Source organism: Micromonospora sp. WMMD734 (assembly GCF_049178975.1).
Classification (GTDB): Bacteria; Actinomycetota; Actinomycetes; order Mycobacteriales; family Micromonosporaceae; genus Micromonospora; species Micromonospora wenchangensis.
The window spans coordinates 4,042,678-4,065,834 of the sequence record NZ_JBMHMK010000001.1; the positions used below are offsets into that span (position 1 = coordinate 4,042,678).

22 protein-coding genes and 2 pseudogenes are annotated in these 23,157 nt (G+C 73.0%); 3 read left to right on the forward strand and 21 right to left on the reverse strand.

What is annotated here, in order from left to right; all coding sequences use genetic code 11:
- Window positions 1–90: 90 nt before the first annotated feature.
- Window positions 91–639, reverse strand: a pseudogene (locus ACN267_RS17105) (M23 family metallopeptidase); the annotation flags it as partial.
- Between the two features lie 260 nt (window positions 640–899).
- Here ACN267_RS17105 and ACN267_RS17110 point away from each other — a divergent pair.
- Complete coding sequence (locus tag ACN267_RS17110; protein WP_421489119.1) at window positions 900–2,006, forward strand: sulfite oxidase; 1,107 nt, start codon at window positions 900–902, stop codon at window positions 2,004–2,006.
- 63 nt (window positions 2,007–2,069) lie between these two features.
- Here ACN267_RS17110 and ACN267_RS17115 read toward each other — a convergent pair whose 3' ends face one another.
- The 12 genes and pseudogenes from ACN267_RS17115 to proS all read right to left on the reverse strand — a co-directional run bounded on the left by ACN267_RS17115 (window position 2,070) and on the right by proS (window position 10,678).
- Window positions 2,070–2,393, reverse strand: coding sequence for a DUF2469 domain-containing protein (locus tag ACN267_RS17115; protein WP_011905215.1), 324 nt, complete (start codon window positions 2,391–2,393; stop codon window positions 2,070–2,072).
- Complete coding sequence (locus ACN267_RS17120; RefSeq protein ID WP_421489120.1) at window positions 2,390–3,202, reverse strand: ribonuclease HII; 813 nt, start codon at window positions 3,200–3,202, stop codon at window positions 2,390–2,392. Before ACN267_RS17120 ends, ACN267_RS17115 begins: the two co-directional genes overlap by 4 nt.
- A complete protein-coding gene (locus tag ACN267_RS17125; RefSeq protein WP_204956872.1) occupies window positions 3,196–3,675 on the reverse strand; it encodes an NUDIX hydrolase in 480 nt (159 codons plus the stop codon). The genes ACN267_RS17120 and ACN267_RS17125 overlap by 7 nt, the downstream gene beginning before the upstream one ends.
- Before the next feature lie 58 nt (window positions 3,676–3,733).
- Window positions 3,734–4,369, reverse strand: a complete 636-nt coding sequence (lepB, locus tag ACN267_RS17130) for a signal peptidase I (protein ID WP_204956871.1) — start codon at window positions 4,367–4,369, stop codon at window positions 3,734–3,736.
- Between the two features lie 164 nt (window positions 4,370–4,533).
- Window positions 4,534–5,355, reverse strand: a pseudogene (gene lepB, locus ACN267_RS17135) (signal peptidase I); the annotation flags it as partial.
- A gap of 192 nt (window positions 5,356–5,547) precedes the next feature.
- Window positions 5,548–5,904, reverse strand: coding sequence for a 50S ribosomal protein L19 (gene rplS / locus ACN267_RS17140; protein WP_088646705.1), 357 nt, complete (start codon window positions 5,902–5,904; stop codon window positions 5,548–5,550).
- Between the two features lie 142 nt (window positions 5,905–6,046).
- Window positions 6,047–6,835 (reverse strand): tRNA (guanosine(37)-N1)-methyltransferase TrmD, encoded by a 789-nt coding sequence (trmD, locus tag ACN267_RS17145; protein WP_204956869.1) that lies wholly within the window; start codon window positions 6,833–6,835, stop codon window positions 6,047–6,049.
- A 15-nt stretch (window positions 6,836–6,850) separates the two neighbouring features.
- Window positions 6,851–7,435: a ribosome maturation factor RimM gene (rimM, locus tag ACN267_RS17150; RefSeq protein ID WP_204957309.1), complete on the reverse strand. Its 585-nt coding sequence runs from the start codon at window positions 7,433–7,435 to the stop codon at window positions 6,851–6,853.
- Window positions 7,436–7,437: 2 nt separating this feature from the next.
- A complete protein-coding gene (locus ACN267_RS17155) occupies window positions 7,438–7,698 on the reverse strand; it encodes an RNA-binding protein (RefSeq protein ID WP_172862164.1) in 261 nt (86 codons plus the stop codon).
- Window positions 7,673–8,152 (reverse strand): 30S ribosomal protein S16, encoded by a 480-nt coding sequence (gene rpsP, locus ACN267_RS17160; RefSeq protein ID WP_204956868.1) that lies wholly within the window; start codon window positions 8,150–8,152, stop codon window positions 7,673–7,675. The genes ACN267_RS17155 and rpsP overlap by 26 nt, the downstream gene beginning before the upstream one ends.
- Before the next feature lie 261 nt (window positions 8,153–8,413).
- On the reverse strand, window positions 8,414–9,061 hold the full coding sequence (locus ACN267_RS17165; RefSeq protein ID WP_204956867.1) for a DUF402 domain-containing protein: 648 nt from the start codon (window positions 9,059–9,061) through the stop codon (window positions 8,414–8,416).
- A 210-nt stretch (window positions 9,062–9,271) separates the two neighbouring features.
- The gene (gene proS / locus ACN267_RS17170) at window positions 9,272–10,678 is read right to left on the reverse strand and encodes a proline--tRNA ligase (RefSeq protein ID WP_204956866.1); all 1,407 of its coding nucleotides are present in this window, start codon (window positions 10,676–10,678) and stop codon (window positions 9,272–9,274) included.
- A 69-nt stretch (window positions 10,679–10,747) separates the two neighbouring features.
- Here proS and ACN267_RS17175 point away from each other — a divergent pair, with 69 nt between their 5' ends.
- The gene (locus ACN267_RS17175) at window positions 10,748–11,269 is read left to right on the forward strand and encodes a hypothetical protein (RefSeq protein ID WP_421489121.1); all 522 of its coding nucleotides are present in this window, start codon (window positions 10,748–10,750) and stop codon (window positions 11,267–11,269) included.
- A 77-nt stretch (window positions 11,270–11,346) separates the two neighbouring features.
- On the opposite strand, the gene ACN267_RS17180 is transcribed toward ACN267_RS17175, so the two are convergent.
- From ACN267_RS17180 to ftsY, 8 genes are all read right to left on the reverse strand, one after another.
- Complete coding sequence (locus ACN267_RS17180) at window positions 11,347–12,426, reverse strand: amidohydrolase family protein (protein WP_421489122.1); 1,080 nt, start codon at window positions 12,424–12,426, stop codon at window positions 11,347–11,349.
- 18 nt (window positions 12,427–12,444) lie between these two features.
- Window positions 12,445–13,026: a Uma2 family endonuclease gene (locus ACN267_RS17185; protein WP_421489123.1), complete on the reverse strand. Its 582-nt coding sequence runs from the start codon at window positions 13,024–13,026 to the stop codon at window positions 12,445–12,447.
- A gap of 68 nt (window positions 13,027–13,094) precedes the next feature.
- On the reverse strand, window positions 13,095–14,651 hold the full coding sequence (ffh, locus tag ACN267_RS17190) for a signal recognition particle protein (RefSeq protein ID WP_204956862.1): 1,557 nt from the start codon (window positions 14,649–14,651) through the stop codon (window positions 13,095–13,097).
- Window positions 14,652–14,870: 219 nt separating this feature from the next.
- Window positions 14,871–17,195 carry a [protein-PII] uridylyltransferase gene (locus tag ACN267_RS17195; protein WP_421489124.1) on the reverse strand — a complete coding sequence of 775 codons (2,325 nt, stop codon included), beginning with the start codon at window positions 17,193–17,195 and terminating at the stop codon, window positions 14,871–14,873.
- A 12-nt stretch (window positions 17,196–17,207) separates the two neighbouring features.
- Window positions 17,208–17,546 carry a P-II family nitrogen regulator gene (locus ACN267_RS17200; RefSeq protein WP_067307311.1) on the reverse strand — a complete coding sequence of 113 codons (339 nt, stop codon included), beginning with the start codon at window positions 17,544–17,546 and terminating at the stop codon, window positions 17,208–17,210.
- Window positions 17,547–17,571: 25 nt separating this feature from the next.
- Window positions 17,572–18,969, reverse strand: a complete 1,398-nt coding sequence (locus tag ACN267_RS17205) for an ammonium transporter (protein ID WP_204923816.1) — start codon at window positions 18,967–18,969, stop codon at window positions 17,572–17,574.
- A 274-nt stretch (window positions 18,970–19,243) separates the two neighbouring features.
- On the reverse strand, window positions 19,244–20,107 hold the full coding sequence (locus ACN267_RS17210; protein WP_204956860.1) for an aminoglycoside phosphotransferase family protein: 864 nt from the start codon (window positions 20,105–20,107) through the stop codon (window positions 19,244–19,246).
- A 7-nt stretch (window positions 20,108–20,114) separates the two neighbouring features.
- Window positions 20,115–21,296, reverse strand: coding sequence for a signal recognition particle-docking protein FtsY (gene ftsY, locus ACN267_RS17215; protein ID WP_204956859.1), 1,182 nt, complete (start codon window positions 21,294–21,296; stop codon window positions 20,115–20,117).
- A gap of 148 nt (window positions 21,297–21,444) precedes the next feature.
- Here ftsY and ACN267_RS17220 point away from each other — a divergent pair, with 148 nt between their 5' ends.
- Window positions 21,445–23,157 carry an alkaline phosphatase D family protein gene (locus ACN267_RS17220; RefSeq protein ID WP_204956858.1) on the forward strand — a complete coding sequence of 571 codons (1,713 nt, stop codon included), beginning with the start codon at window positions 21,445–21,447 and terminating at the stop codon, window positions 23,155–23,157.

Genomic DNA, 23,157 nt, shown 5'->3' on the forward strand with positions numbered 1-23,157 from the left:
GCCGCTGGCCGGACGGCGTCCCGTGGCGGTTTCGCGGGTCGGGTGGAAGCCGGCGTCGACGGTGGAGCCCGGTCCGATGCCGGGGCTGGGGCCGGCCGTCACCGGGAGCAGGCGGACCCGGCCGAGCCCCAGCAGGGCCAGCGGGTCGAGGTACTCCGGGCCGCGTCGGGCACCCCAGTGCAGGCAGCCCTCGGCCGGTACGGCCGTCAGGGGGCAGCCCGGGTGCCCGGCCAGCAGCACGCCCACCGCGGCACCGGCCGCCACCACGTCACCGGTGCGCACCCGGGGACGTACCGGCTCGTAGGTGGTCCGTAGTCCTTGCGGGTGGCCGACGGTGACCACCGGCCGGCCGGCGACCATGCCGGCGAAGAGCACCGTGCCGGCCCCGGCGGCCCGGACGGCGACACCGGGCGCGGCGGCGAGGTCCACGCCCCGATGGCCGGCGAGCCAGGGCATTGGGGGTGGGTCGAACGGGCGTACCGGCCGGGGCGGACCGTCGAGTGGCCACCGGAACGCCGGTGTGGGCGCGGCCCGGAGGGGGGCGGATCGTGGCGGGGGCGGCCGGACGGGGAGCCCGTGTGAGCCGAACACGAGCACGGCGACCCCGAGGGCCGTCACCTGCCGTAGTCCTGTGCGCATCACCGCAGCATGCCGGGATCGCACGCGTCGTGCCGCGCACCCGGTGTCCGCTGTGGATGACGGGGCGGGCTGTGGAAAACGCCCGACGGGCCGGTGGATCTGCTATGCCGCCCGCCGCCGGGGCGGAACGACGACGGTGCCGGCCACCGCCGGGGCGGAGGGAGCACTGCCGGTCGCCGGGGCGGAGCGACCACGGTGCCGGCCGGCGGACCGGTCTAGGCTGGCGGGATCGCAGTGCGGCGCGGACCGGGAGGCCACCGATGACCACCATGGACGACGTGAGCCGGCCCTCGCGGGTCGCCGGGCCGGACGAGGCGATCAGCCCGGAGGAACTCCAGCTGGCCGCCCGCAACCACGGCATACCGCTCGAAGCGTTGCGGTACGACGTCACCCCGGCCGGCCTGCACTATCTGCTCATCCACTACGACATCCCCGACCTCGACCCGGCGGCCCACACGTTGACCGTGGCCGGGGCGGTGGGTCGGCCGCTCCGGCTCGGGCTGGCCGAACTGCGCGAACGCCCCCGGGTGACCCACCGGGTGACGCTGGAGTGCGCCGGCAACGGCCGGGCGCTGCTGCACCCGCGCCCGGTCAGCCAGCCCTGGCTGGTGGAGGCGGTGGGCAACGCCGAGTGGACCGGCACCCCGCTGGCGCCGTTGCTGCGCGAGGCCGGGATCGCCTCCGACGCGGTGGACGTGGTGTTCACCGGTGCCGACCACGGCGTGGAACGCGGGGTGGAGCAGGACTACCAGCGGGCCCTGCCGGTGGACGACGCGCTGCGCGACGAGGTGCTGCTGGCGTACGAGATGAACGGTGCTCCCCTGCTGCCCCAGCACGGCGCGCCGCTGCGGTTGATCGTCCCCGGCTGGTACGGCATGGCGCACGTCAAGTGGCTGCGCACGATCAGCGTGCTGACCCGGGAGTTCGACGGCTACCAGAACGCGGTGGCCTACCGGCTGCGGCGCGACGCCGACGACCCGGGGGTGCCGGTGACCCGGATCGAGCCCCGGGCGCTGGTCCGGCCGCCAGGTTTCCCGGATTTCATGTCCCGGACGCGGATGCTGCGGCCGGGCCCGTGCACGGTGGACGGACGCGCCTGGTCGGGGCACGGCCCGGTGGTGGCGGTGGAGGTGACCACGGACGGCGGGGCGAACTGGTCGCCGGCCATCCTGGACCCGCCCGCCGGCGGCGGGTGGTCGTGGCGACGTTGGCGGTACGAGTGGACGCCGCAACCCGGCCGCTACGCGCTGGGAGCGCGGGCGACCGACGCGTCGGGGCGGACGCAGCCGGTGGAGCAGCCGTGGAACCGGGGCGGGTTCGCCAACAACCTCGTCCAGCGGGTCGACGTGGTGGTCATCGGGGAGTGAGGGCGGTACGGGGCTGGTCGGGGCCCGGCGTCGGCGGGTGGGGCGTCGACGCCGGGCCGCCGGTCAGCTACCGAAGCCCGAGTCGGCGGGCAGCGAGATGTCGGGCTTCTCCAACTCCTCGACGTTGACGTCCTTGAACGTCATCACCCGGACGTTCTTGACGAAGCGGGCCGGACGGTACATGTCCCAGACCCAGGCGTCGTGCATCTCGACCTCGAAGTAGACCTCGCCGTCGGAGTTGCGCACGTGCAGGTCCACCTGGTTGGCCAGGTAGAAGCGGCGTTCCGTCTCCACCACGTAGGAGAACTGACGGACAATGTCGCGGTACTCCCGGTAGAGCTGCAGCTCCATCTCGGTCTCGTACTTTTCGAGATCTTCCGCGCTCATCGCACTCCGCCTTCCATGACCACATCTTCCCCCACCGGTGCCGGAGGCCGAGGCTGCTCGCCCAACGCCACGCCGACGGTACCCCCTGTCGGCCCCGAGCGCTCCATCGGCTCGGGGGCGGCTGCGCCGAGCGGCCGGCGGGCCCGGGGCGGGGCACCCTCCCGGCCGGAGACGGCGGCCACGTTGACGTACGAGAACCGGTGCTCCACGCAGGGCCCCCGCTCACGCAGCGCCTCGGTGTGCTCGGCCGTGACGTACCCCTTGTGCTCGGCGAAACCGTACCCCGGGTGGCGTGCGTCCAGCTCCACCATGATCCGGTCCCTGGTGACCTTGGCCAGTACGCTGGCCGCCGCCACGCAGGCCGCCACCCGGTCGCCCTTCCAGACCGCCAGCCCCGGCACGTCCAGCCCGTCCACCCCGAAGCCGTCGGTGAGCACGTACTCCGGTCGGGTGGTCAACGAGGCCAGGGCCCGGCGCATCGCGGCGAGGTTGCACACGTGCAGCCCCCGGGCGTCGACCTCCTCGGCCGGGATGACCACCACCGCGTACGCCAGGGCGCGGGCGACCACCTCGGCGTAGACCCGCTCCCGGCTGGCCGGGGTGAGCAGCTTGGAGTCGGCCAGTCCCTCGATTTCGCCGCGTCGTCCCTCGGGGAGCACCGCGGCGGCGGCCACCAGCGGGCCGGCGCAGGCCCCCCGGCCGGCCTCGTCCGCGCCCGCGACGTGCCGGAACCCGCGTCGTTGCAGGGCGCGTTCCAGCGCATAGAGCCCACCGTCGCGGCGCACCACCGTGCGCGGCGGGGTCAGCACGACGCCTCCGGGGCCGGGGCGGCGGCCAGCACCTGGGTGAGCAGGGCGGCCAGGTCGGTGGGGTAGAACCGATCGGCGGTGTCGGCCAGTTCGGCCGCCGACCACCAGCGGTGCCCGGTGACGCTGGCCCGCTCGATCGCGTCGAAACCGGCCGTGTCCACGTCCCAGGTGGGCACCCGCACCACGAAGAACTCCTGTTCCTGGCGGTACCACACGCCGTCGAAGGGAAACTCGATCGTCTCGGTGCGGACCGACCGGCCCAGTTCGGCCGGCGTCAGCCGCAGCCCGGTCTCCTCGGCCAACTCCCGGGCGGCACCGACCGCCGGGGACTCCCCCGGGGTGAGCCCACCGCCGGGGGTGAACCAGTACCGGTGACCCGGGCGGGCCGGGTCGACGCCCTCGAAGAGGAGCACCCGGCCGGACGCGTCGACGAGCAGCACCCGGCCCGCACGACGGGGGTGGAAGACGGTCACCGCACCAGCCTGCCAGACGGTGCCGGCGGTCGGCCACGCCCGGGGCGGGCGCAGCCGGTCAGGGGTTGGGAATGTCGTCGAACGACTTCGGCACGGTCAGCCAGGTGGCCCGGTCGAACGGCCAGAACACGGTGAAGGCCCGGCCCACCACCTCGCCCTCGGGGATGGTGGCGCTGTCGATGTTGCGGCCGGACTGCTGCCAGTGCTCCAGGGAGTCCCCGGAGGCCGAGCGGTGGTCACCCATCACCCAGAGCCGCCCCGCCGGGACGGTGATGTCGAACTCCTGGTCGGCGGGCTTGTCCTGCTCGCCGTTGGCGGAGTAGATGTACGGCTCGTCGAGGGACTTGCCGTTGATGGTCAGCCGGTCCTGCGCGTCGCAGCAGACCACGTGGTCACCGCCGACCCCGATCACCCGCTTGATGAAGTCCTCACCGTCGGGGTTGCCGCTCCACTCGGTCGGCGCCTTGAACACCACCACCTCGCCGCGGTGCGGTGAGCGGAAGTCGTAGACCAGCTTGTTGACCAGCACCCGATCGTCGATCTTGAGGGTGTTCTCCATGGACGGCGACGGGATGAAGAAGGTCTGCAGCACGAATGCGCGGACCAGCACCGCCACCAGAATCGCGACGCCCAGGAGAATGGGCAGCTCCTTCCAGAAGGAGCTGCGCGGCTTTTCGGTCTGCTCGTCAATCACGGGTGGAGCCTACGTCGCCGGAGCCGACGGGGCCGCCCGGAACGCCGGAGGTGTTGCGGCCACCCGGCCCGTCGTCGCCGTTCCCGTCGTCGGATCCGCCCCCGGTCAACGGGCCGGGCGGGGTCACGGGCCCACGCCCGTCGCCCGGACCGGGTGACGGCGGCGAGCAGGGCGGCGACCGGGAGGAGCAGGACCACGTCGCCGGTCGGGGTCGGCCGGACCGGGGCCGGGGCGGTGTTCGCGGCGGCGGAGTCGGACAGCTTGGCGAAGGTGGCGGGCACCGGCAGCGACGTCCACCGCGACGACGGCCACACCACCATGAACGCCCGGCCGACCACGTTGTCGATGGGCACCGGGCCCTGGCAGCGGGCGTCCTGGGAGACCAGCCGGTGGTCACCCATCACGAAGATCTGCCCCGGGGGCACGACCACCTCGTCGAAGCGGCGGGACCGGCACTCCTTCGGGTTGGGTGGCACGTCCAGCGGGGAGTCGCGCACCACGTACGGCTCGTCGAGCGGGATGCCGTTGACCATGACCCGACCCTGGTCGTCGCAGCACTTGACCCGGTCGCCAGGGAGCCCGATCACCCGTTTGATGAAGTCCTTCTCGCCGGGGCGGCTCACCCCGACCAGGTCGCCGAGGGTGCGTCCGACCTTGCCGGCGGCACCGGTCGGCGGCACCGGATTCTCCTGGGCGACCCACTTGTCGGTGCCCCGGAACACCACCACCTCGCCGCGCAGCGGGTCGCGCATGTCGTAGACGACCTTGTTGACCAGCACCCGGTCGCCGATGAGGAGGGTGTCCTCCATCGAGCTGGACGGGATGAAGAAGGCCTGGAGCAGGAAGGTGCGGATCAGCACCGCGAGGCAGAACGCCACGATCAACAGCAGGGGCAGCTCCTGCCAGAGGGGCATCTGCCGACGGGCGGGACGGGCCCGCCGACGCCACGGGTCCGCTGTGCCGTTCGAGTCAAGCACCTGCACCACGCCACTCCCCGGTCCGCAGAAACGACACTACCGCCCGGGGGCCTCGTCGAGGCCCCACGGGCGGCAGGGACGATCGGAGCGCCGCGACCTGTCGTCGCGACGCCACCCGCCGGTCTGCGCCCGTACCGATCAGCGTAATGCGCTCTGGTCGATACGACATCCGCGCAGGTCAGGCGGCGTGGCGAACGGAGATCAGCTGGGCTGCTTCTCGCGCTTCTCCTTGATCTTGGCCTTCTTGCCGCGCAGCTCGCGCAGGTAGTAGAGCTTGGCCCGGCGCACGTCACCGCGGGTCACGACCTCGATCCGGTCGATACCCGGGCCGTTGAGCGGGTACGTCCGCTCCACACCCACGCCGAAGCTGACCTTGCGGACCGTGAAGGTCTCGCGCAGACCGTCACCCTGGCGGCGGATGACGACGCCCTGGAAGATCTGGACCCGGGACCGGTTGCCCTCGACGACCCGCGCGTGCACCTTGACGGTGTCACCGGCCCGGAAGTCGGGGATGTCGGTACGCTTCGACTGGGCGTCAAGGGCGTCCAGGATGTTCATCGCTGCGTCCTCGTGATGCTCACGGCGCACCGTCACTCGGTGCGCGGATGGGTGATTCTGATCCCCGGGTGGTTGCCGGCGGGCCGACCCCGGTCGGGAATCCTCGCAGCCATCCGCGGCGCGGACGGATGCGGCAACCCCTCTACTTTGCCACATCCCCCGGGGGCAGGGGAAAGCCACCCCGGTCCAGCGCGGCCACGTCCCGTTTGTCGAGGATCTCCGGGGACAGCGCGGCGATCAGGTCGGGCCGTCGGCGGGCCGTCCGGGTCAGCGCCTCGTCGCGCCGCCAGCGGGCGATCCGCCCGTGGTCGCCCGAGCGGAGCACGTCGGGCACCTCGTGCCCCCGCCAGCTCGCCGGTTTGGTGTACATCGGGGCTTCCAGCAGGCCGTGGGCGTGCGATTCGTCGTCCAGCGAACCGGCGTTACCGAGCACCCCGGGCAACAGCCGGGTGACCGCCTCCAGGATCACCAGCACCGCGACCTCGCCGCCGAAGAGCACGTAGTCGCCGAGTGAGACCTCGGTGACCTTCAGCCGGGTGGCCGCGTGGTCGAGCACCCGTTGGTCGATGCCCTCGTACCGGCCGCAGGCGAAGAGCAGGTGCGACTCGGCGGCCAGCTCGTGCGCCATCGCCTGGGTGAACGGCACACCGGCCGGAGAGGGCACCAGCAGCCGGGGCAGGGTCAGGCCGTCCGGGGCCAGTTCGTCGGGGGCCAACGCGTCAAGCGCCTCGCCCCACGGCTCGGGCCGCATCACCATGCCCGGCCCGCCGCCGTACGGCGTGTCGTCGACCGTACGGTGCACGTCGTGGGTCCAGGCCCGCAGGTCGTGGACGGCCAGCCGGAGCAGGCCCTGCTCCCGGGCCCGCCCGATCAGGGACAGGTCGAGCGGGGCGAAGTACTCCGGGAAGATCGACACGATGTCGACGCGCATGTGGGTGGCTTCCGGCTAGAGGTCGAGCAGACCGGCCGGCGGGTCGACGACGACGCGTCCGCCGGCGAGATCGACCTCCGGGACGATCGCCTTGACGAACGGGATCAGCGCGCTGCCCCCCTGCGGGCGGCGCAGGACGAGCAGGTCGGAGGCCGGCGCGTGGTCGATCTTCGCCACCTCGCCGAGGTGCTCACCGGCCGGGGTGACCACGGCCAGGCCGACCAGCTGGTGGTCGTGGAACTCCTCCGGGTCCTCCGGCGGGGCGACGGAGGCGCTGTCCACCCCGAGCAGGGTGCCGCGCAGCGCCTCGGCGGTCTCCCGGTCGAGCACCCCCTCGAAGGCCACCAGCATCCGCCCCTGGTGCCAGCGCGCCGACTCGATGGTCAGCTCGCCGGGAACCTCGTAGACCACACCGGGATCGACGGTCGGGGCCGGTTCGGCCTCGCCCCGGCGCGGTGCCGCCGCCCGGGGCGTCGCCCCCGGCTCGGTGCTGAGCACCGCGCCGGGGGCGAACCGCGCTTCGGGCTCGTCGGTCCGCACCTCCACGGTGACCTCACCGCGGATGCCGTGCGGCTTGCCGATCCTGCCGACGATGAGCAGCATCAGTACGAGTCGACGATGTCGACGCGCACCCCGCGCCCACCGATGGAGCCGATCACCTGACGCAGCGCCTTGGCGGTCCGCCCGGACCGCCCGATCACCGTGCCGAGATCCTCCGGGTGCACGCGGACTTCCAGCCGCTTGCCCCGACGGGAGTCGACCATGCGGACGCGCACGTCGTCCGGGTGGTCGACGATTCCCTTGACCAGGTGCTCCAGGGCGGGACGCAGCGGCATGTCAGGCCTGCTCACCGGCGTCGGCAGCAGCAGCCGGGGCCTCGGCCGGGGCCTCGGTCTTCGGCGCCTCGGTCTCGGCCGGGGTCTCCGCCTTGGCGGCGGCCTTGCGGGCCGGCTTGGCCGGGGTCTCCGGGGCCAGGCCGGCAGCGGCCTTCGCCTCGGCCTCGTACGCCGCCTTGCGGTCGGCGCGCTCGGCGGCGACCTTGAGCGGCGGCGGGGCCGGCAGGCCCTTGAACTTCTGCCAGTCGCCGGTCAGCTCCAGCAGACGCTGGACGGCCTCGCTCGGCTGCGCGCCGACCGAGAGCCAGTACTGGACCCGCTCCGACTTGACCTCGATGATCGAGGGGTCTTCCTTCGGCTGGTAGACGCCCACGAACTCGATCGCGCGACCGTCACGCTTGGTGCGCGAGTCCGCGATGACGATGCGGTACTGCGGGTTGCGGATCTTGCCCATCCGCAGGAGCCGGATCTTTACGGCCACAGTTGTTTCGCTCCTGTTGCGATTTCACCGACCCGGCGACGGGCGGTGCACGGGTGAGCGTCGACCGACACAGTGGGGTTGGGCCGGAGACTGCTCGATGGACTGGCGACGCGCCCGGGTTAGAGGGCGCCGGACGCGCGCCGGATACCAGCGACCCATTCTGCCAGATCACCCGCCGAACACTCACATCGGGCCGGCCCACCGGCACGGCCGACCGGCCCGACCCTCACGGCGACCCGTCCAGAGTGATCCGCATCACACTTACCGTGCGGGTGGCCGGTCCCAGCCGGGCGGCAGCTCCGTCGGGGTCGTCCAGTCGGCTGGCGGGACGAAGTCGCACCAGGTGCCGTCGAACGGGAACTCGCCCGCCTCGGCGAGGGCGATCACCCGCTCCCCCTCGGCCCGGACCGCCTTCTCGTCGGCCACCCAGTAGTGGTCGGGGAAGGCGAGCCGCTCGGTGAACTCGCCCTCGTCCTTCCACTGCCAACTGAGGTCGGGGCGGACCACCACATCCAGGTCCTGGTCGACCACGTCCACCCCGGCCACCGGTCCGTCGTCCCACCGGACGCCGGGCTCCTCCAGATTGACGTACCAGGCGACGAACCGGTCCTGCTCGTCGCGGAAGAACCAGACCGAGTGGGCCGCGCCCGCAGGCAGGAACTCCAGCAGCGGCGGCCCGTTCCACCGGCCCCGGGCCAGCCGGTACGACGACGCGATCCACTCGGTGAACGGCATCGCCCGCATGCCCAGACCCGCCTCGGACACCTCGTGCGCCACAGGCGTGTCCCGGGCCACCCAGAGCAGCAGGCCCCGGTCGTCGTCGAGCACCACCCGCGCCGGCCGGACCCACCCGATCCGGCCACGCCGCACGTTCCGGTGCAGGATCAACTGACCCGGTTCGAAACGCATCACACCTCCACAGATCGGGACGGGATCGCGACGCTCCGGCCCGGCAGCCCCGCCCCCGGGGCGACGGTGCAGCCGGGACCGACGTGCGGCCGGCTCCGGGTGCCGGTTGCGGAGCGAGGCGGAGCGCCGCGCCCACGGCCGGTCGGGACCCGGACGCCTGACCTGCGGGACCCCGCATACCGGGTCGGCCTGCGGGACCCCGGGGCCGGATCAGTAGGCGCGGGCCAGGATGGCGGTCAGGTCCGGCTCGTCCTCGCTGTCCGGGACGGAGCCGTCGGCGCGCAGCAGGCACCGGACGGTGACGCCCTGGCCGTTGGCCTCGGCCTCGCCCGGCACACCGACGGCCGACCAGGGCACCATGGCCCAGCCGGTGGCCGCCGCCTCGATCGCCTCGGCCAGGGTGGACACCGTGACGGTGCGGGACCGCCGGTGGGCCAGTGCCTCGTCGTGCAGCGCCTGCTGGTCGGCCTCCAGGGCGGCCAGGACCGCGCCGACCACGTCGGCGACCGGGGTGGGGGCCTTCGAGCCGTCCGTCCGGCGGACCACGACCGCGTTGCCGGCCGCCAGGTCGCGGGGCCCGACCTCGACGCGTACCGGATAGCCGCGCAGCTCGGCGTCGACGGCCCGGCGGCCGAACGCGGTGTCGGTCCGGTCGTCGAGCGCGACCCGGACGCCGGCGTCGCGCAGCGCGTCGCGCAGCTTGGCCGCCGCCTCGCCGACGCCGTCGCCCGCCTTGACGATCATGACGTACGCCTGGATCGGAGCCAGTCGTGGCGGCACCCGCAGCCCGTTGTCGTCACCGTGCGCCATGATCAGCCCACCGAGCATCCGGGTCGAGGTGCCCCAGGAGGTCGTCCAGGCGTGCTCCCGGCCACCCTCGGCCGAGGAGTAGCTGATGTCGAACGCCTTGGCGAAGTTCTGCCCCAGCTCGTGACTGGTGCCGAGCTGGAGCGCCTTGCCGTCGCCCATCATGCCTTCGCAGGTGTAGGTGGCGGTCGCCCCGGCGAACCGCTCCCGGGTGGTCTTCAGCCCGACCACCACCGGGATGCCCATGACGTTGACCATCAGGTCCTCGTACGCCTCGTGCAGGATCTTGCGGGCGTAGGCGCGGGCGTCGTCCCGGGTGGCGTGCGCGGTGTGCCCCTCCTGCCAGAGGAACTCGCTGGTACGCAGGAAGATCCGGGGACGCAACTCCCAGCGGACCACGTTCGCCCACTGGTTGAGCAGCAGCGGCAGGTCCCGGTAGGAGTCGATCCACTTGGCCATGAACTCGCCGATCACCGTCTCGCTGGTGGGGCGCACCACCACCGGCTCGGCGAGCTGCTTGCCGCCACCGTGGGTGACCACCGCCAGCTCCGGCGAGAAGCCCTCGACGTGCTCGGCCTCGCGCTTGAGGTAGCTCTCCGGGATGAACAGCGGGAAGTAGGCGTTCTCCGCGCCGGCCGCCTTGATCCGGGCGTCCATCTCGGCCTGCATCCGCTCCCAGATGGCGTAGCCGGCCGGTCGGATGACCATGGTCCCCCGGACCGGGCCGTTGTCGGCCAGCTTCGCCTTGGCGATCAGGTCCTGGTACCAGCGGGGAAAGTCCTCCGCACGGGGAGTGAGCACGCGAGCCATGACCGCACATCCTATGCGCCCCCCGGCGGGTCGGCGCAGCCGGGCGCGCCCGCACTACCATCTGCCGTCATGCTCTGCGACCCGGCACCGGCCCTGGCCCCGCTCGCCGCCCGCTGGGTGGCCTGGGTGGCCGCGCACCGTCAGCCGATCAACCCGGTCAAGGACGACACCGGCCGGCACGGCGGGCGTCACCAGCCAGACGACGTGTGGTTCCTCGCGGGCACGTTCGGTGGCGGGGTCAGCCGGCGCTGTGTGGTGCCGGCGGGCCGTCCGCTGTTCTTCCCGGCGTTCAGCTACTGGCAGCTCGGCCGCCGCGACGAGCCGGCCGAGCCGATGCCCGACGCCAGCGGGCACGCCGAACTCGACGGGGCCGCGGTGCCGGTACAGCCGGCCGGCTCCGCCGCCTCGTTCCCGGTCCGCGGGTTCTTCAACAACGTCGTCACCGCCTGGCCGTGGCCGGTGCAGGTCTCCTGCTGGGGGCTGTGGGGGCTGGTGCCGCCGCCGACGCCGGGCACGCACCGGCTGAGCTTCGCCGGCCACGACGGCGCGCGGTTCTGGGTCGAGGCCGAGTACGAACTCGACGTGCGCTGAGCGGCATCCGTGGCCGTCGACCGCCGTGGTCGGCGGCGGAACCGGCGCGCGGGCCGGGCAGCCGTCGACCCGGCCGGTCAGCGGACCACCCGGCCGCGCAGGACGATCCGGCTGGGCATCCGGACCACCCGCAGGTCGCGGCGCGGGTCGTCCGGGTAGACGACCAGGTCCGCCAGGCCGCCCTCGACCAGGCCGGGGAAGCCGAGCCACTCCCGGGCCCGCCAGGAGGCGGCGGCGAGGACGTCCACGGCGGGCATGCCGGCCTGCTCGTGCAGCAGCAGCATCTCCTCGGCGGCCAGCCCGTGGTCGATCCCGCCGCCCGCGTCGGTGCCCACGTAGATCGGCACCCCGGCCTCGTGGGCGGCCCGGACCACCTCGGGGAAGCGGTCGCGAAGGGCGAGCATGTGGTCGGCGTAGCCGGGGAACTTGGGGCGGGCCGCGGCGGCGATGCCCCCGAAGGTCCGAATGTTGATCATCGTGGGGACCAGCGCGGTGCCCTGCCGGGCCATCAGGTCGATCAGGTCGAGGCTCAGCCCGGTGCCGTGCTCCACCGAGTCCACCCCGGCCCGCACCATGATCTCCACGGCCGACTCGCTGAACGTGTGCACCGCCGCGCGTACCCCGGCGGCGTGCGCGGCGGCCACGGCGGCGGCCATCGTGTCGGCGTCCCAGGCCGGGGCGAGGTCGCCGACGCCCCGGTCGATCCAGTCGCCGACCAGCTTGACCCAGCCGTTGCCGGCGGCGGCCTGCGCGGTGACCGCCGCGGTCACCTCCGCCGCGTCGACCTCCAGCCCGATGTCACGCAGGTAGCGCTTCGGCGGGGCGACGTGCCGCCCGGCGCGGGCCAGTCGCGGCAGGTCCGGTTCGTCGTCGAGTTCGGGGTACGGGTACGGCGAGCCGGCGTCGCGCAGCGCGAGCACCCCGGCGTCCCGGTCGGTACGGGCCAACGTGCGGGCCTGGTCGAGCGAGGTGACCGGGGTGGCGCCCCGGGCGATGCCGAGGTGGCAGTGGGCGTCGACCAGGCCGGGCAGCACGAACCCGGAGTCGGCGACCGTCTCGGCGTCGGGCACCGGGTCGAAGGTGACCCGGTCGCCGTCGAGCCAGACGTCCCGGACCTCGTCGTCGGGCAGGAGCACACCGCGCACATGCAGAGCCATGCGCACAGTCCTACCCGATCACTGCCCGTCGGGGGCGAGCAGGTCGTTCTTCCGGACGGTCAGCGCCGGCAGGTCGACCGAGACCTTCCACGGCGACTCGGTGACGAACAGGTCCTCGGTGTGGGTGATCTGCTCGTAGTCGCGGCCACCGGGACCGAGCGCGTACTCGGTCAGCGTGATCCGCTCCTGGAGCGGGTCGACCACCCAGTACGAGCGCACCCCGGCGTGCGCGTAGACCTTCGCCTTGTCGTACATGTCGCGGAAGGTGGAGGTGGGTGACACCACCTCCACGGCGAGCAGGGCGTCCTCGACGGGGACGGGCGACCGGCCGGCGTGCCGGCGGTGGATCGCCACCACGTCGGGCCGGGGCTCGTTGCGGCGATCGACCCGCATCGACAGGTCGAAACTCACGAGGTGATCCGACGGGCAGTTGACTTCGACAGCGAGCAACAGACGGACGCACAGGTCCTGATGCAGGGCAGTGGGGGACGGCACGATCAACCTTCCGTTGATCAGTTCGTACGGAAGGTCCTTCGGCAGGTCGCCGAGGTCGTCGACCGTCCACTCGTGCCGTTCGGGCAGGATCGGGGCCGCGGTCATGACATCTCCTTCCAGGGGGCGGAACCACCCTAAGCGCCCACCCCGTCGCCCACCGTAACCGACACGCGTCAGCGGGGCCGGTTGTCGCCCCTGCCGAGCTTGTTGAAGTCGATCTTCGGAAGCTTGAAGCCCGGCGGCAGCCCCTGGCCGCCGGCCAGGTCGTTCGGGTCCATCCCCGGCGGGAGCTGCGGCATGCCACCGGGGAAGCCGCCCGGCAGCCCGGCGCCCGCGCCGCTGCGCGGCCGGTTGCCACCCTTGGTGCCCTTGCGCTTGTTCTTCGGCGACTTGGTGGCCTTGCGCCGGCCCCCACCGGGCAGGCCCATCATGCCGCCCATCTGCTTCATCATCTTCTGCGCGTCGGCGAAGCGGTTGAGCAGCTGGTTGACGTCCATCACGGTGACCCCGGAGCCACCGGCGATGCGGGCCCGCCGGGAGCCGTTGATGATCTTCGGGTTGGTCCGCTCGGCCGGGGTCATCGACCTGATGATCGCGGTGACCCGGTCGAAGTGCTTGTCGTCCAGCTCGGCGAGCTGGTCCTTCATCTGCCCCATGCCGGGCATCATGGCCAGCACGTTGGCGATCGGACCCATCCGCCGCACCGCGATCAGCTGGTCGAGGAAGTCCTCCAGGGTGAACTGCTCGCCGCCCATCAGCTTGGCGGTCATCTTCTCCTTCTGATCGGTGTCGAAGGCCTGCTCGGCCTGCTCGATCAGAGTGAGGACGTCGCCCATGCCGAGGATCCGGCTGGCCATCCGGTCGGGGTGGAAGACGTCGAAGTCCTCCAGCTTCTCACCGGTGGAGGCGAACAGGATCGGCTGGCCGGTGACCTCCCGCACCGACAGCGCGGCACCACCCCGGGCGTCGCCGTCGAGCTTGGACAGGACCACACCGGTGATGCCCACGCCGTCGCGGAACGCCTCGGCGGTGCGGACCGCGTCTTGGCCGACCATCGCGTCGATGACGAAGATGACCTCGTCGGGGTCGACCGCGTCCCGGATGTCGGCGGCCTGCTGCATCATCTCGGCGTCGATGCCGAGCCGGCCGGCGGTGTCGACGATGACGATGTCCCGGGCGGCCCGCTTCGCGTGCTCGATCGAGGCGCGGGCCACCTGCACCGGGTCGCCGGTGCCGTTGCCGGGCTCCGGGGCGTACACCTCGACGCCGGCGCGGCCACCGAGCACCTGGAGCTGCCCGACGGCGTTGGGACGCTGAAGGTCGGCGGCGACCAGCAACGGCTGGTGCCCCTGGGCCTTGAGCCAGCGGGCCAGCTTGCCGGCGAGGGTGGTCTTACCGGAGCCCTGGAGGCCGGCCAGCATGATCACGGTCGGCGGCTGCTTGGCGAACTGGAGCCGACGGCCCTCGCCGCCGAGCACGTTGATCAGCTCTTCGTTGACGATCTTGACGATCTGCTGGGCCGGGTTGAGCGCCTGGGAGACCTCCGCGCTGCGGGCCCGCTCCTTGACGTTGGCGATGAAGCCCTTCACCACCGGCAGCGCGACGTCCGCCTCCAGCAACGCCAGGCGGATCTCGCGGGCGGTGGCGTCGATGTCGGCGTCGGTGAGCCGGCCCTTGCCGCGGAGCTTGGTGAAGATTCCGGACAGGCGGTCACTCAAGGTGTCAAACACGCGAACATCCCGTATGTCGTCAGCGGCGGGCACAGGTGCGGCCGGGCCGGCTGTCCAGCCCACCGTTAGGGTAGCCCGCCGGCCGCACGCCCGCTCCGGCCCCGCGCGCCGCGCCCGCACCGTGCCCGAGCACCGGCCGGCGGCGGGCCGCCCACGACGCGCCCGCCGGCCCGACCGGCCGCCGGGCACCGGCGTCGCCCCGGGCGGTTGCCGGCGGCCCTACACGGCGGCGAGGACGGCGGCCTCGACGCGGTCCCGCTCCTCGTCCGACGGCCAACCACCGACCAGGTAGAACGCGTCGACCACGTCGCCGCCGAGGGTGGAGATCCGGGCGGCGCGCACCTGCGCCCCGGCCTCGTCCAACGCACAGGTGACCCGGTAGAGCAGACCTGCCGCGTCGGCCGCGCGCAGCTCCAGCAGCACCGCGTCGGTGGCCGCCTCCCGGTGCCAGACGACCCGGGGAGCCGCTCCCGCACTACGGGCGGCCAGCGCCCGCCCGCGCAGCCGTTGGGTCACCGAGACGTCACCGGTGACCGCGCGCCGCAGGTCGGCGCTGAGCGCGATCGGGTCCGGGGCCAGCCCGTAGCGCGGCTGCACCCGACACTCGACCAGGGCCCGACCGTCGATCGTGGCGGCGTCCGCCGAGATCACCTCCAGCCGGTGCAGGGCCAGGCAACCGGCGACCGTGGCGAGCAGCCCCCGCCGGTCGGCCGCGGCCACCGCCACCCGGTCCTCGGTCAGGTGTACGACCGGCAGCGGCCCGGAGACCAGCGCCGGGTCGGGGGCCGGCGGGGCGGGGACCACGCCGGTGTCCAGGGTGGTCCGGACCCGGGCGACCAGCTCGGCGATCAGCCGCTCCTTCCAGCCGGACCAGGCGGCCGGCCCGGTGGCGGCGGCGTCGGCCAGCACCAGGGCGTGCAGCAACTCCAGGGTGGTGGTGTCGCCGACCCGCTCGGCCACCCCGGCGATCGTCTTCGGGTCGGACAGGTCGCGGCGGGTCGCCACGTCGGGCAGGAGCAGGTGCAGCCGGACCAGCGTGCCGATCAGCGCCGCCTCCTCGGCGGGCAGGCCGATCCGGGTGGCCACCGCCTCGGCCAGCGGCGCTCCGACGGTGGAGTGGTCGCCGTCCAGCCCCTTGCCGATGTCGTGCAGGAACGCGCCGATCAGCAGCAGGTCGGGGCGCTCGACGTCGCGGGTGTGCCGGCTCGCCTCGTACGCGGCCTGCACCAGATGCCGGTCGAGGGTGAACCGGTGCACCGGGTTGTGCTGGGGCAGGCTGCGCAGCCGGGTCCACTCGGGCAGCCAGCCGTCGATCAGGCCGTACCGGTCGCAGGTCTCCCAGGCGGGCACCAGGCCGGGGCCGGCACCGAGCAGGGTGACGAACGCGGCCCGGGCGGCCGGCGGCCAGGGCGCGGGCAGCGGCGGGCAGTACGCGGCCAGCCACTCGCAGGTGGCCCGCGCGATCGGCAGCCGGTGGGTGGCCGCGGCGGCGGCGATCCGCAGCGACAGGCTCGGGTCGGGGCGGGCCCCGATGGCGGTCCGGGCGAGCACCAGCTCACCGTCGTGCTCGACCACGTCCCGGGCGACCGGGCGGCGCAGCGGCCGGCCGTCGGTGCCCCGGCGACGGCCGGAGCGGAGCCGGTCGGCGGCCCGCCAGGCGTCGTCGAGCGCGTGGCTGACGGTGCGCGCGTCACCGGCCACCCGGCGCAGCAGGGCGTCACCGTCGCCGGAGTCCGCCCGCGCCCCGGTCTCGGCGGCCTCGGTCGACGACTGGCGCAGCCCGAGCAGCGCGGCCACCCCGGCGCGTTCCTGGGCGACCAACCGGTCGACCCGGCGGCCCACCTGCTGGTGCAGGGCGTCGCGGGTGTCCAGCAGCCGCAGGTGGGCGGCGCGGACGGCGGGACGCAGCGCGTCGGTGATCCCGGCGGTGGCGATGGCCCGCAGGATGCCCACGTCACGCAGCCCGCCGGCGGCCTCCTTGAGGTCGCCTTCGAGCAGGAAGGCCAGCTCGCCGTGGGTACGCCAGCGCACCTCGGTGATCTCCCGCAGGGCGGGCAGCTGGCGGACGGCGGTCCGCCGCCAGTGGTCGGTGGCGGTCCGGGTGAGGGTGTCGGCCAGCACCCGGTCGCCGGCGACGTACCGGGCGTCGAGCAGGGCGAGGGCGACCTTGACGTCGTCCTGGGCCACCGACAGCGCCTCGGCGAGGGTCCGCACGGAGTGGTCGAGCCGGACCCCGGCGTCCCAGATCGGGTACCACAGCGAGGCTGCCAGCTCGTCCACCCCGGCCACCCCGGCGTGCAGCAGCACCAGGTCGAGGTCGCCGTAGGGGGCGCACTGCCGGCGGCCGAGGCCGCCGACGGCGATCAGCGCGATGCCCTCCCGGGCCGGCAGCAGGTGGTGCAGCCAGGCGTCGAACGCCCCGGCCCGGGCGACCCGGGCCGGTTCGCCGATGCCCGCGGGAACCCCGACGACCCCGTCGACCAGGAGGTCCGTCTCTGCGTCGGTGCTGTCGTCCGACGCGTTCCTCCTGGTCGACGAGGTCATCTACAGGTCCTCCTACAGGGCGTCGAGGCCGCGCTCGCCGGTACGGACCCGGACGACCTCTTCCACGCCGGTCACCCAGACCTTGCCGTCACCGATCTTGCCGGTACGGGCGGCGGCCACGATCGCGTCGACGACCTTGTCGACGTCCATCTCGTCGGTGAGCACCTCGACCCGGATCTTGGGCAGGAACTCGACCGTGTACTCGGCACCCCGGTAGACCTCGGTGTGCCCCTTCTGACGCCCGTACCCCTGGACCTCGCTGACGGTCAGGCCGGCCACGCCGAGAGCGTGCAGGGCCTCCTTCACCGCGTCCAGTTGGTACGGCTTGATGACCGCGGTCACCAGCTTCATGTCCATGCCCTCCATTCTCCGAACGTTAACCGGCGACCTTCTCGTCCACCGGCGCGGCGGCCGGCTCGGAGGCCTTCGCGCCGCCCGGGGTGATCCCGGCCATCGCGAACGCCCCGCCACCGGCACCGCCGGTGCTCGGGGAGAGGTCGTAACCGCTCTCCGCGTGCTCGCTGATGTCGATGCCCTCGACCTCGTCCTCGGCCTTGACCCGGAAACCGAGGGTCTTGTCGATGACGAAGGCGAGCACCCAGGCGACACCGAAGGACCAGGCGGTCACGATCAGGCCGGCGAGGGCCTGGCGGCCGAACTGGGTCACACCGCCGCCGTAGAACAGACCGTCGGAGGCGCCGACCACGTCGCTGATCGCGGCGTTGACCGAGTTGGTGGCGAACAGGCCGAGCCACAGCGACCCGATCCAACCGCCGACGAAGTGCACGCCGACCACGTCGAGCGAGTCGTCGTAGCCGAGCTTGTACTTCAGGCTGATGGCCAGGGCGCAGACCACACCGGCGACGATGCCGAGCAGGACCGCGGCCCAGGGGGCGATGAACCCGCAGGCCGGGGTGATGGCGACCAGACCGGCGACGGCACCGGACGAGGCACCGACCATGGTCGGCTTCTTGTCCTTGATCCACTCCACCGCGATCCAGCCGAGCACCGCCGCGGCGGTGGCGAGCTGGGTGTTGATGAAGGCCAGCCCGGCGACCGAGTCGACGGTGAGCTCCGACCCGGCGTTGAAGCCGAACCAGCCGAACCACAGCAGGCCGGCGCCGAGCGCGACCAGCGGGATGTTGTGCGGCTTCATGCCCTCACGCGGCCAGCCCAGCCGCTTGCCGAGCACCAGGGCGACGGCCAGGGCCGCCGCACCGGCGTTGATGTGCACCGCGGTGCCACCGGCGAAGTCGAGCGCGTGGATCTTGGCACCGATGATGCCGCCGCCCCACACCCAGTGGGCGACCGGGAAGTAGACCAGGGTGGCCCAGCCGAAGGCGAACAGCAGCCAGCCGCCGAACTTGGCCCGGTCGGAGATCGCGCCGCTGATCAGCGCGACGGTGATCACCGCGAAGACCATCTGGAACGCCATGAACACGTACAGCGGGACGCCGATGCCGCTGGGGTTCTCCGCCGTCGCGCCCCACAGGTCGGTCTCGGCGAGGAAGGTCTTGGTGCCCAGGTACGCACCGGGGTCGCCCCAGAAACCGTTGACGTCGGTCCCGAAAGCAATGCTGAAACCGTAGAACCACCACAGAACAGAGATGAGCCCGATGGCAGAGAAGCTCATCATCATCATGTTGAGCACGCCCTTGGCCCGGTTGAGGCCGCCGTAGAACAGCGCCAGTCCGGGGGTCATGAGCAGCACGAGAGCGGTCGAAACCAGCAGCCAAACGGTGTTGCCGCCGTCGATCGTCGGTGCTTCAGGCACGCTGGCCTCCTAAAGGTGAAGTTCCCTCCTTCGCGGCTTCCGGGGCAGCGTCGCCCGTACGCCGGTTGCGCGGAAGCTTGGCCGGCTGCTGTTTCCTGGACCGACACCCCTCGATTTCCGACACGTGACGGGTTGTTTCCGGCGTGTGAAGAACCCCGATCATGAAAACTCGGATACGAAAGAGTGGCCGTTCGGCAACGAACGGCCACTCTTTCCCCGTTGCGGTCGGTCGGAGGGGTGTTCCGGGGCACCGCACGCGCGGCGGGGCCGCACTTCAGCGCAGGGCGTACTCCAGGGCGTGCCGTTCGTAGTCGAGCAGGCGCAGATCGCGCATCGGGCGACGGAGGTGACCCTTGTGCACGATCCGGACGAACGCCGGCTCCCCCGCCGCCGCCATCCGCCGGATGCCCTCCACGTGGTCGACGATCCGCTTGCGGATGGTCCGGATCAGCCGGTGCCGGTCCCGGGGGATCAGCCCGTACGCGTCAGCGAACAACCGCAACCGGCGGGGCCGGTCCGGGTGCTTCCAGCCGAGCGTGATCGAGTCCCGGTCGGCGAAGATCGGCACCCAGGTCCAGGCCGCGTACGCCACGTCGTAGATCCGGGCCCCGGGCGAGGCGAGGTCGAAGTCGATCAGGCCGAGGGTGCCGTCGGGCCGCCAGATCACATTGTGCGGGGCGGCGTCGTGGTGGCAGATCACCTCGGTGTCCGGTGGCGGCGGGCCGAACGAGCGCCAGACCGCGCCGGGCGGCGGGGCGAAACCGTACTGCGCGTCGTGGAACATCCGCAGCATGGTGGCCACCGTCACCAGCGCCTCGTCGGTGACCCAGTGCGGGGCCAGCGGGTACTCCCCGCACTCCCCTTCGAGGTAGGACAGCACCTCCCGGTTGCGCTCGTCCATGCCCAGCGCCCGGGGAGCGCCGGTGAACCCGACGTACTCCAGGTGGCGCAGCAGGGCGTGCACGGAGGGCGTCCACGGGCCGGCGTTGCGCCGGACGGTGTCGCCGACCCGGACCACGGTGCTCACGTTCCCGCCGTGCAGCGGGATCTCCTGCGAGGTCACGTACGGTCTCCCCAGGCCCGGCGACGCATGGCGGGGGTCACGCCACCCGGCGTACGCGCGATCGTCGTTGCTCACCGCGAGGTTACGCGTCCCGGGCGAGCGGCTCGGTGCCGAGCAGCGCGTCGACGAACTGCGCCGGGTCGAACGGGGCCAGGTCGTCCGCGCCCTCGCCGAGACCCACCAGCTTGACCGGGATGCCGAGCTTGCGCTGGACGGCGATCACGATGCCGCCCTTGGCCGTCCCGTCGAGCTTGGTCAGCACCACGCCCGTCACGTTCACCACCTCGGTGAAGACCCGCGCCTGTTCCAGCCCGTTCTGCCCGGTGGTGGCGTCCAGGACCAGCAGTGTCTCGTCGATCGGGCCGTGCTTCTCGACCACCCGCTTGACCTTGCCCAGCTCGTCCATCAGGCCGATCTTGTTCTGCAGCCGGCCGGCGGTGTCGATGAGCACGGTGTCGGTGCCGGCGTCGATGCCCCGGCGGACCGCGTCGAAGGCCACGCTGGCCGGGTCGGCGCCCTCCGCGCCCCGGACCGTCTCGGCGCCGACCCGGCCGCCCCAGGTCTCCAACTGGTCGGCGGCGGCGGCCCGGAAGGTGTCGGCCGCGCCGAGGGTGACCGAGCGCCCGTCGGCGACCAGCACCCGGGCGATCTTGCCGCAGGTGGTGGTCTTGCCGGCACCGTTGACCCCGACCACCAGCAGCACCGCCGGCACGCCGTCGCGGCCGGTGGTGCGCAGCGACCGGTCCAGGCCCGGGTCGAGCGCGGTGACCAGCTCGGTGGCGAGCAGGTCGCGCAGCTCACCGGCGGAGCGGGTGCCGAGCACCCGGGTCCGCTCGCGGAGCCGGTCGACGATGTCCCGGGTGGCGTCGATGCCGACGTCGGCGGTGATCAGACTGTCCTCGATCTCCTCCCAGGCGTCCTCGTCGAGGTGGTCCCGGGCGAGCAGGCCGAGCAGGCCCTTGCCGAAGGCGTTCTGCGAGCGGGCCAGCCGGGACCGCAGCCGGACCAGCCGGCCGGCGGTCGGCTCGGGGACCTCCAGCGGCGGGGCCGTCGCCACCGGCGGCTCGACCAGGACACCGGTGGACAGGTCGGACCCGGCCGCCTCGACGGGCGGCCCGGCCAGGTCCTCCTCGGCCCGGGTGTCGACCTCGGTCTGCGGCAGCGGGGGTTCGGCACGCCGACGCAGCCGGGGCACGACCAGGCCGAGGCCGCCGAGGATCAGCACGCCGAGCAGGGCCAGTGCGACGAGGAGGTAGTCCGTCATGCCGAAATCCTGTCAGATGCCGACGACCGCGTCCCACTCACGCCCTCCAGACCCGGGCGAGCTGCGGGTACGCTCGCCGCTGCCGGGGGTGACCCACCCGCCCGCGGGGTAGCAGAGATGAACCGTCTTCTCCTCGGAGGTGCCACCCATGCCCGAGCCTCGCCTGCTCATCGGCCCGTTGCTGCGCCGGGTCGTCGGCACCCGGGCGACGGTGTGGGTGGAGACCAGCGGGCCCGCGGTGGTCACCGTCCGCACGGCCGACGGCGCCACCGGCTCCGCACCGACCTTCTCCGCGTACGACCACCACTACGCGCTGGTGGTGGTGGAGGGGCTCACCCCGGACCACGCCACCACCTACGAGGTGCTGGTCGACGACGAGCTGGTCTGGCCGGTGGCCCGGGACGGCTTCCCGCCCAGCGTGATCCGGACCAGGGCGGCAGACGACCGGGACCAGCCGGTCAGCCTGATCTTCGGGTCGTGCCGGGAGACCACCCAGCACAACACCGCCCGCAAGCTGCCCCCGGACGCGCTCGACGCGTACGCCCGCCGGCTGATGGCCGCGCCCGACCCGGACGACCTGCCCGACCTGCTGGTGCTGCTCGGTGACCAGGTCTATGCCGACGTCACCTCGCCCACGGTCAAGCGGCTGCTCAAGCGGCGTCGGCGGCGGCCGAAGGACGCCCCGGCCGACCAGGTGGTCAGCTTCGACGAGTACACCAAGCTCTACCTGGAGTCGTGGCGCGACCCGGAGATCCGCTGGCTGCTGTCCACCGTGCCGAGCGTGATGATCTTCGACGACCACGAGGTGATCGACGACTGGAACACCTCGAAGTCGTGGCGGACCGACATGCGCCAGCAGGCCTGGTGGGCCGAGCGGATCCGCAGCGGCCTGGCCTCCTACTGGGTCTACCAGCACCTGGGCAACCTGGCCCCGGACGAGATCGCCGCCGACCCGCTCTACGCCAAGGTCGTCGCCGCCGAGGACGCCACCGACGTGCTGCGCGAGTTCGGCGAGCGGGTCGACAAGGAGGCCGACGAGGCGCACGACACCGAACGCTGGCGGGCCGTGCAGTACCAGTGGAGCTACGCGCTGGACCTGGGCCGCACCCGGCTGGTCATGCTGGACAACAGGTGCAGCCGGGTGCTCGAACCGGGTGCCCGGTCGATGCTGCCGGCCGGCGAGTGGTCCTGGTTCCTGGACCGGGCCCACGGGGTCTACGACCACCTGGTGGTCGGCGCGTCGCTGCCCTGGCTGCTGCCGCCGGGCATCCACCACGTGGAGGCGTGGAACGAGAGGCTGGCCGACTCGGGCCGGCCGTGGGTCGCCGGGCTGGCCGAGAAGCTGCGCCGGGCACTGGACCTGGAGCACTGGGCCGCGTTCCGCCGCTCGTTCGACGCCCTCGGCGCGCTGTTCGTCAGGCTGGGCAGCGGCGTCCCGGCCACCGCCGGGGACCGGGTCGGCGCGGGGCCCGCGTACCCGGCGCCGGCGTCGATCAGCGTGCTCTCCGGCGACGTGCACCACTCGTACGTGGCCCGCGCCCGGTTCGACGATCCGGCGGTGCGTACCCCGGTGCACCAGCTCACCTGCTCCCCGATCCACAACCAGGTGCCGGCGGCGATGCGCCCGCTGATGAAGCTGGGTTGGAGTTCCGGGCCGGCGGCGGCCACCCGGGCGCTGGCCCGCTCCGCCGGGGTACGCCGCCCGACGGTGCGCTGGAAGAAGCTCGCCGGCCCGTACTTCGGCAACGCGGTGAGCACGCTGCGCCACACCGGACGCGAGGCGGTGGTGCTGATCGAGGGCACCACCAGCGACGGGCACCTGCGTGAGGTGGCCCGGCAACGGCTCTCCTCGGCGAAGTGA

What these genes read in the sequence shown, in the direction of transcription:
- ACN267_RS17195 (WP_421489124.1), bottom strand. Translation starts at nt 17,195, where the DNA reads ATGACCTCGTCGACCAGGAGGAACGCGTCGGACGACAGCACCGACGCA.
- ftsY (WP_204956859.1), bottom strand. Translation starts at nt 21,296, where the DNA reads ATGACGGACTACCTCCTCGTCGCACTGGCCCTGCTCGGCGTGCTGATC.
- ACN267_RS17200 (WP_067307311.1), bottom strand. Translation starts at nt 17,546, where the DNA reads ATGAAGCTGGTGACCGCGGTCATCAAGCCGTACCAACTGGACGCGGTG.
- ACN267_RS17115 (WP_011905215.1), bottom strand. Translation starts at nt 2,393, where the DNA reads ATGAGCGCGGAAGATCTCGAAAAGTACGAGACCGAGATGGAGCTGCAG.
- proS (WP_204956866.1), bottom strand. Translation starts at nt 10,678, where the DNA reads ATGGCTCGCGTGCTCACTCCCCGTGCGGAGGACTTTCCCCGCTGGTAC.
- trmD (WP_204956869.1), bottom strand. Translation starts at nt 6,835, where the DNA reads ATGCGCGTCGACATCGTGTCGATCTTCCCGGAGTACTTCGCCCCGCTC.
- ACN267_RS17180 (WP_421489122.1), bottom strand. Translation starts at nt 12,426, where the DNA reads ATGGCTCTGCATGTGCGCGGTGTGCTCCTGCCCGACGACGAGGTCCGG.
- ACN267_RS17220 (WP_204956858.1), top strand. Translation starts at nt 21,445, where the DNA reads ATGCCCGAGCCTCGCCTGCTCATCGGCCCGTTGCTGCGCCGGGTCGTC.
- rplS (WP_088646705.1), bottom strand. Translation starts at nt 5,904, where the DNA reads ATGAACATCCTGGACGCCCTTGACGCCCAGTCGAAGCGTACCGACATC.
- ACN267_RS17110 (WP_421489119.1), top strand. Translation starts at nt 900, where the DNA reads ATGACCACCATGGACGACGTGAGCCGGCCCTCGCGGGTCGCCGGGCCG.
- ACN267_RS17175 (WP_421489121.1), top strand. Translation starts at nt 10,748, where the DNA reads ATGCTCTGCGACCCGGCACCGGCCCTGGCCCCGCTCGCCGCCCGCTGG.
- ACN267_RS17165 (WP_204956867.1), bottom strand. Translation starts at nt 9,061, where the DNA reads ATGCGTTTCGAACCGGGTCAGTTGATCCTGCACCGGAACGTGCGGCGT.
- ACN267_RS17185 (WP_421489123.1), bottom strand. Translation starts at nt 13,026, where the DNA reads ATGACCGCGGCCCCGATCCTGCCCGAACGGCACGAGTGGACGGTCGAC.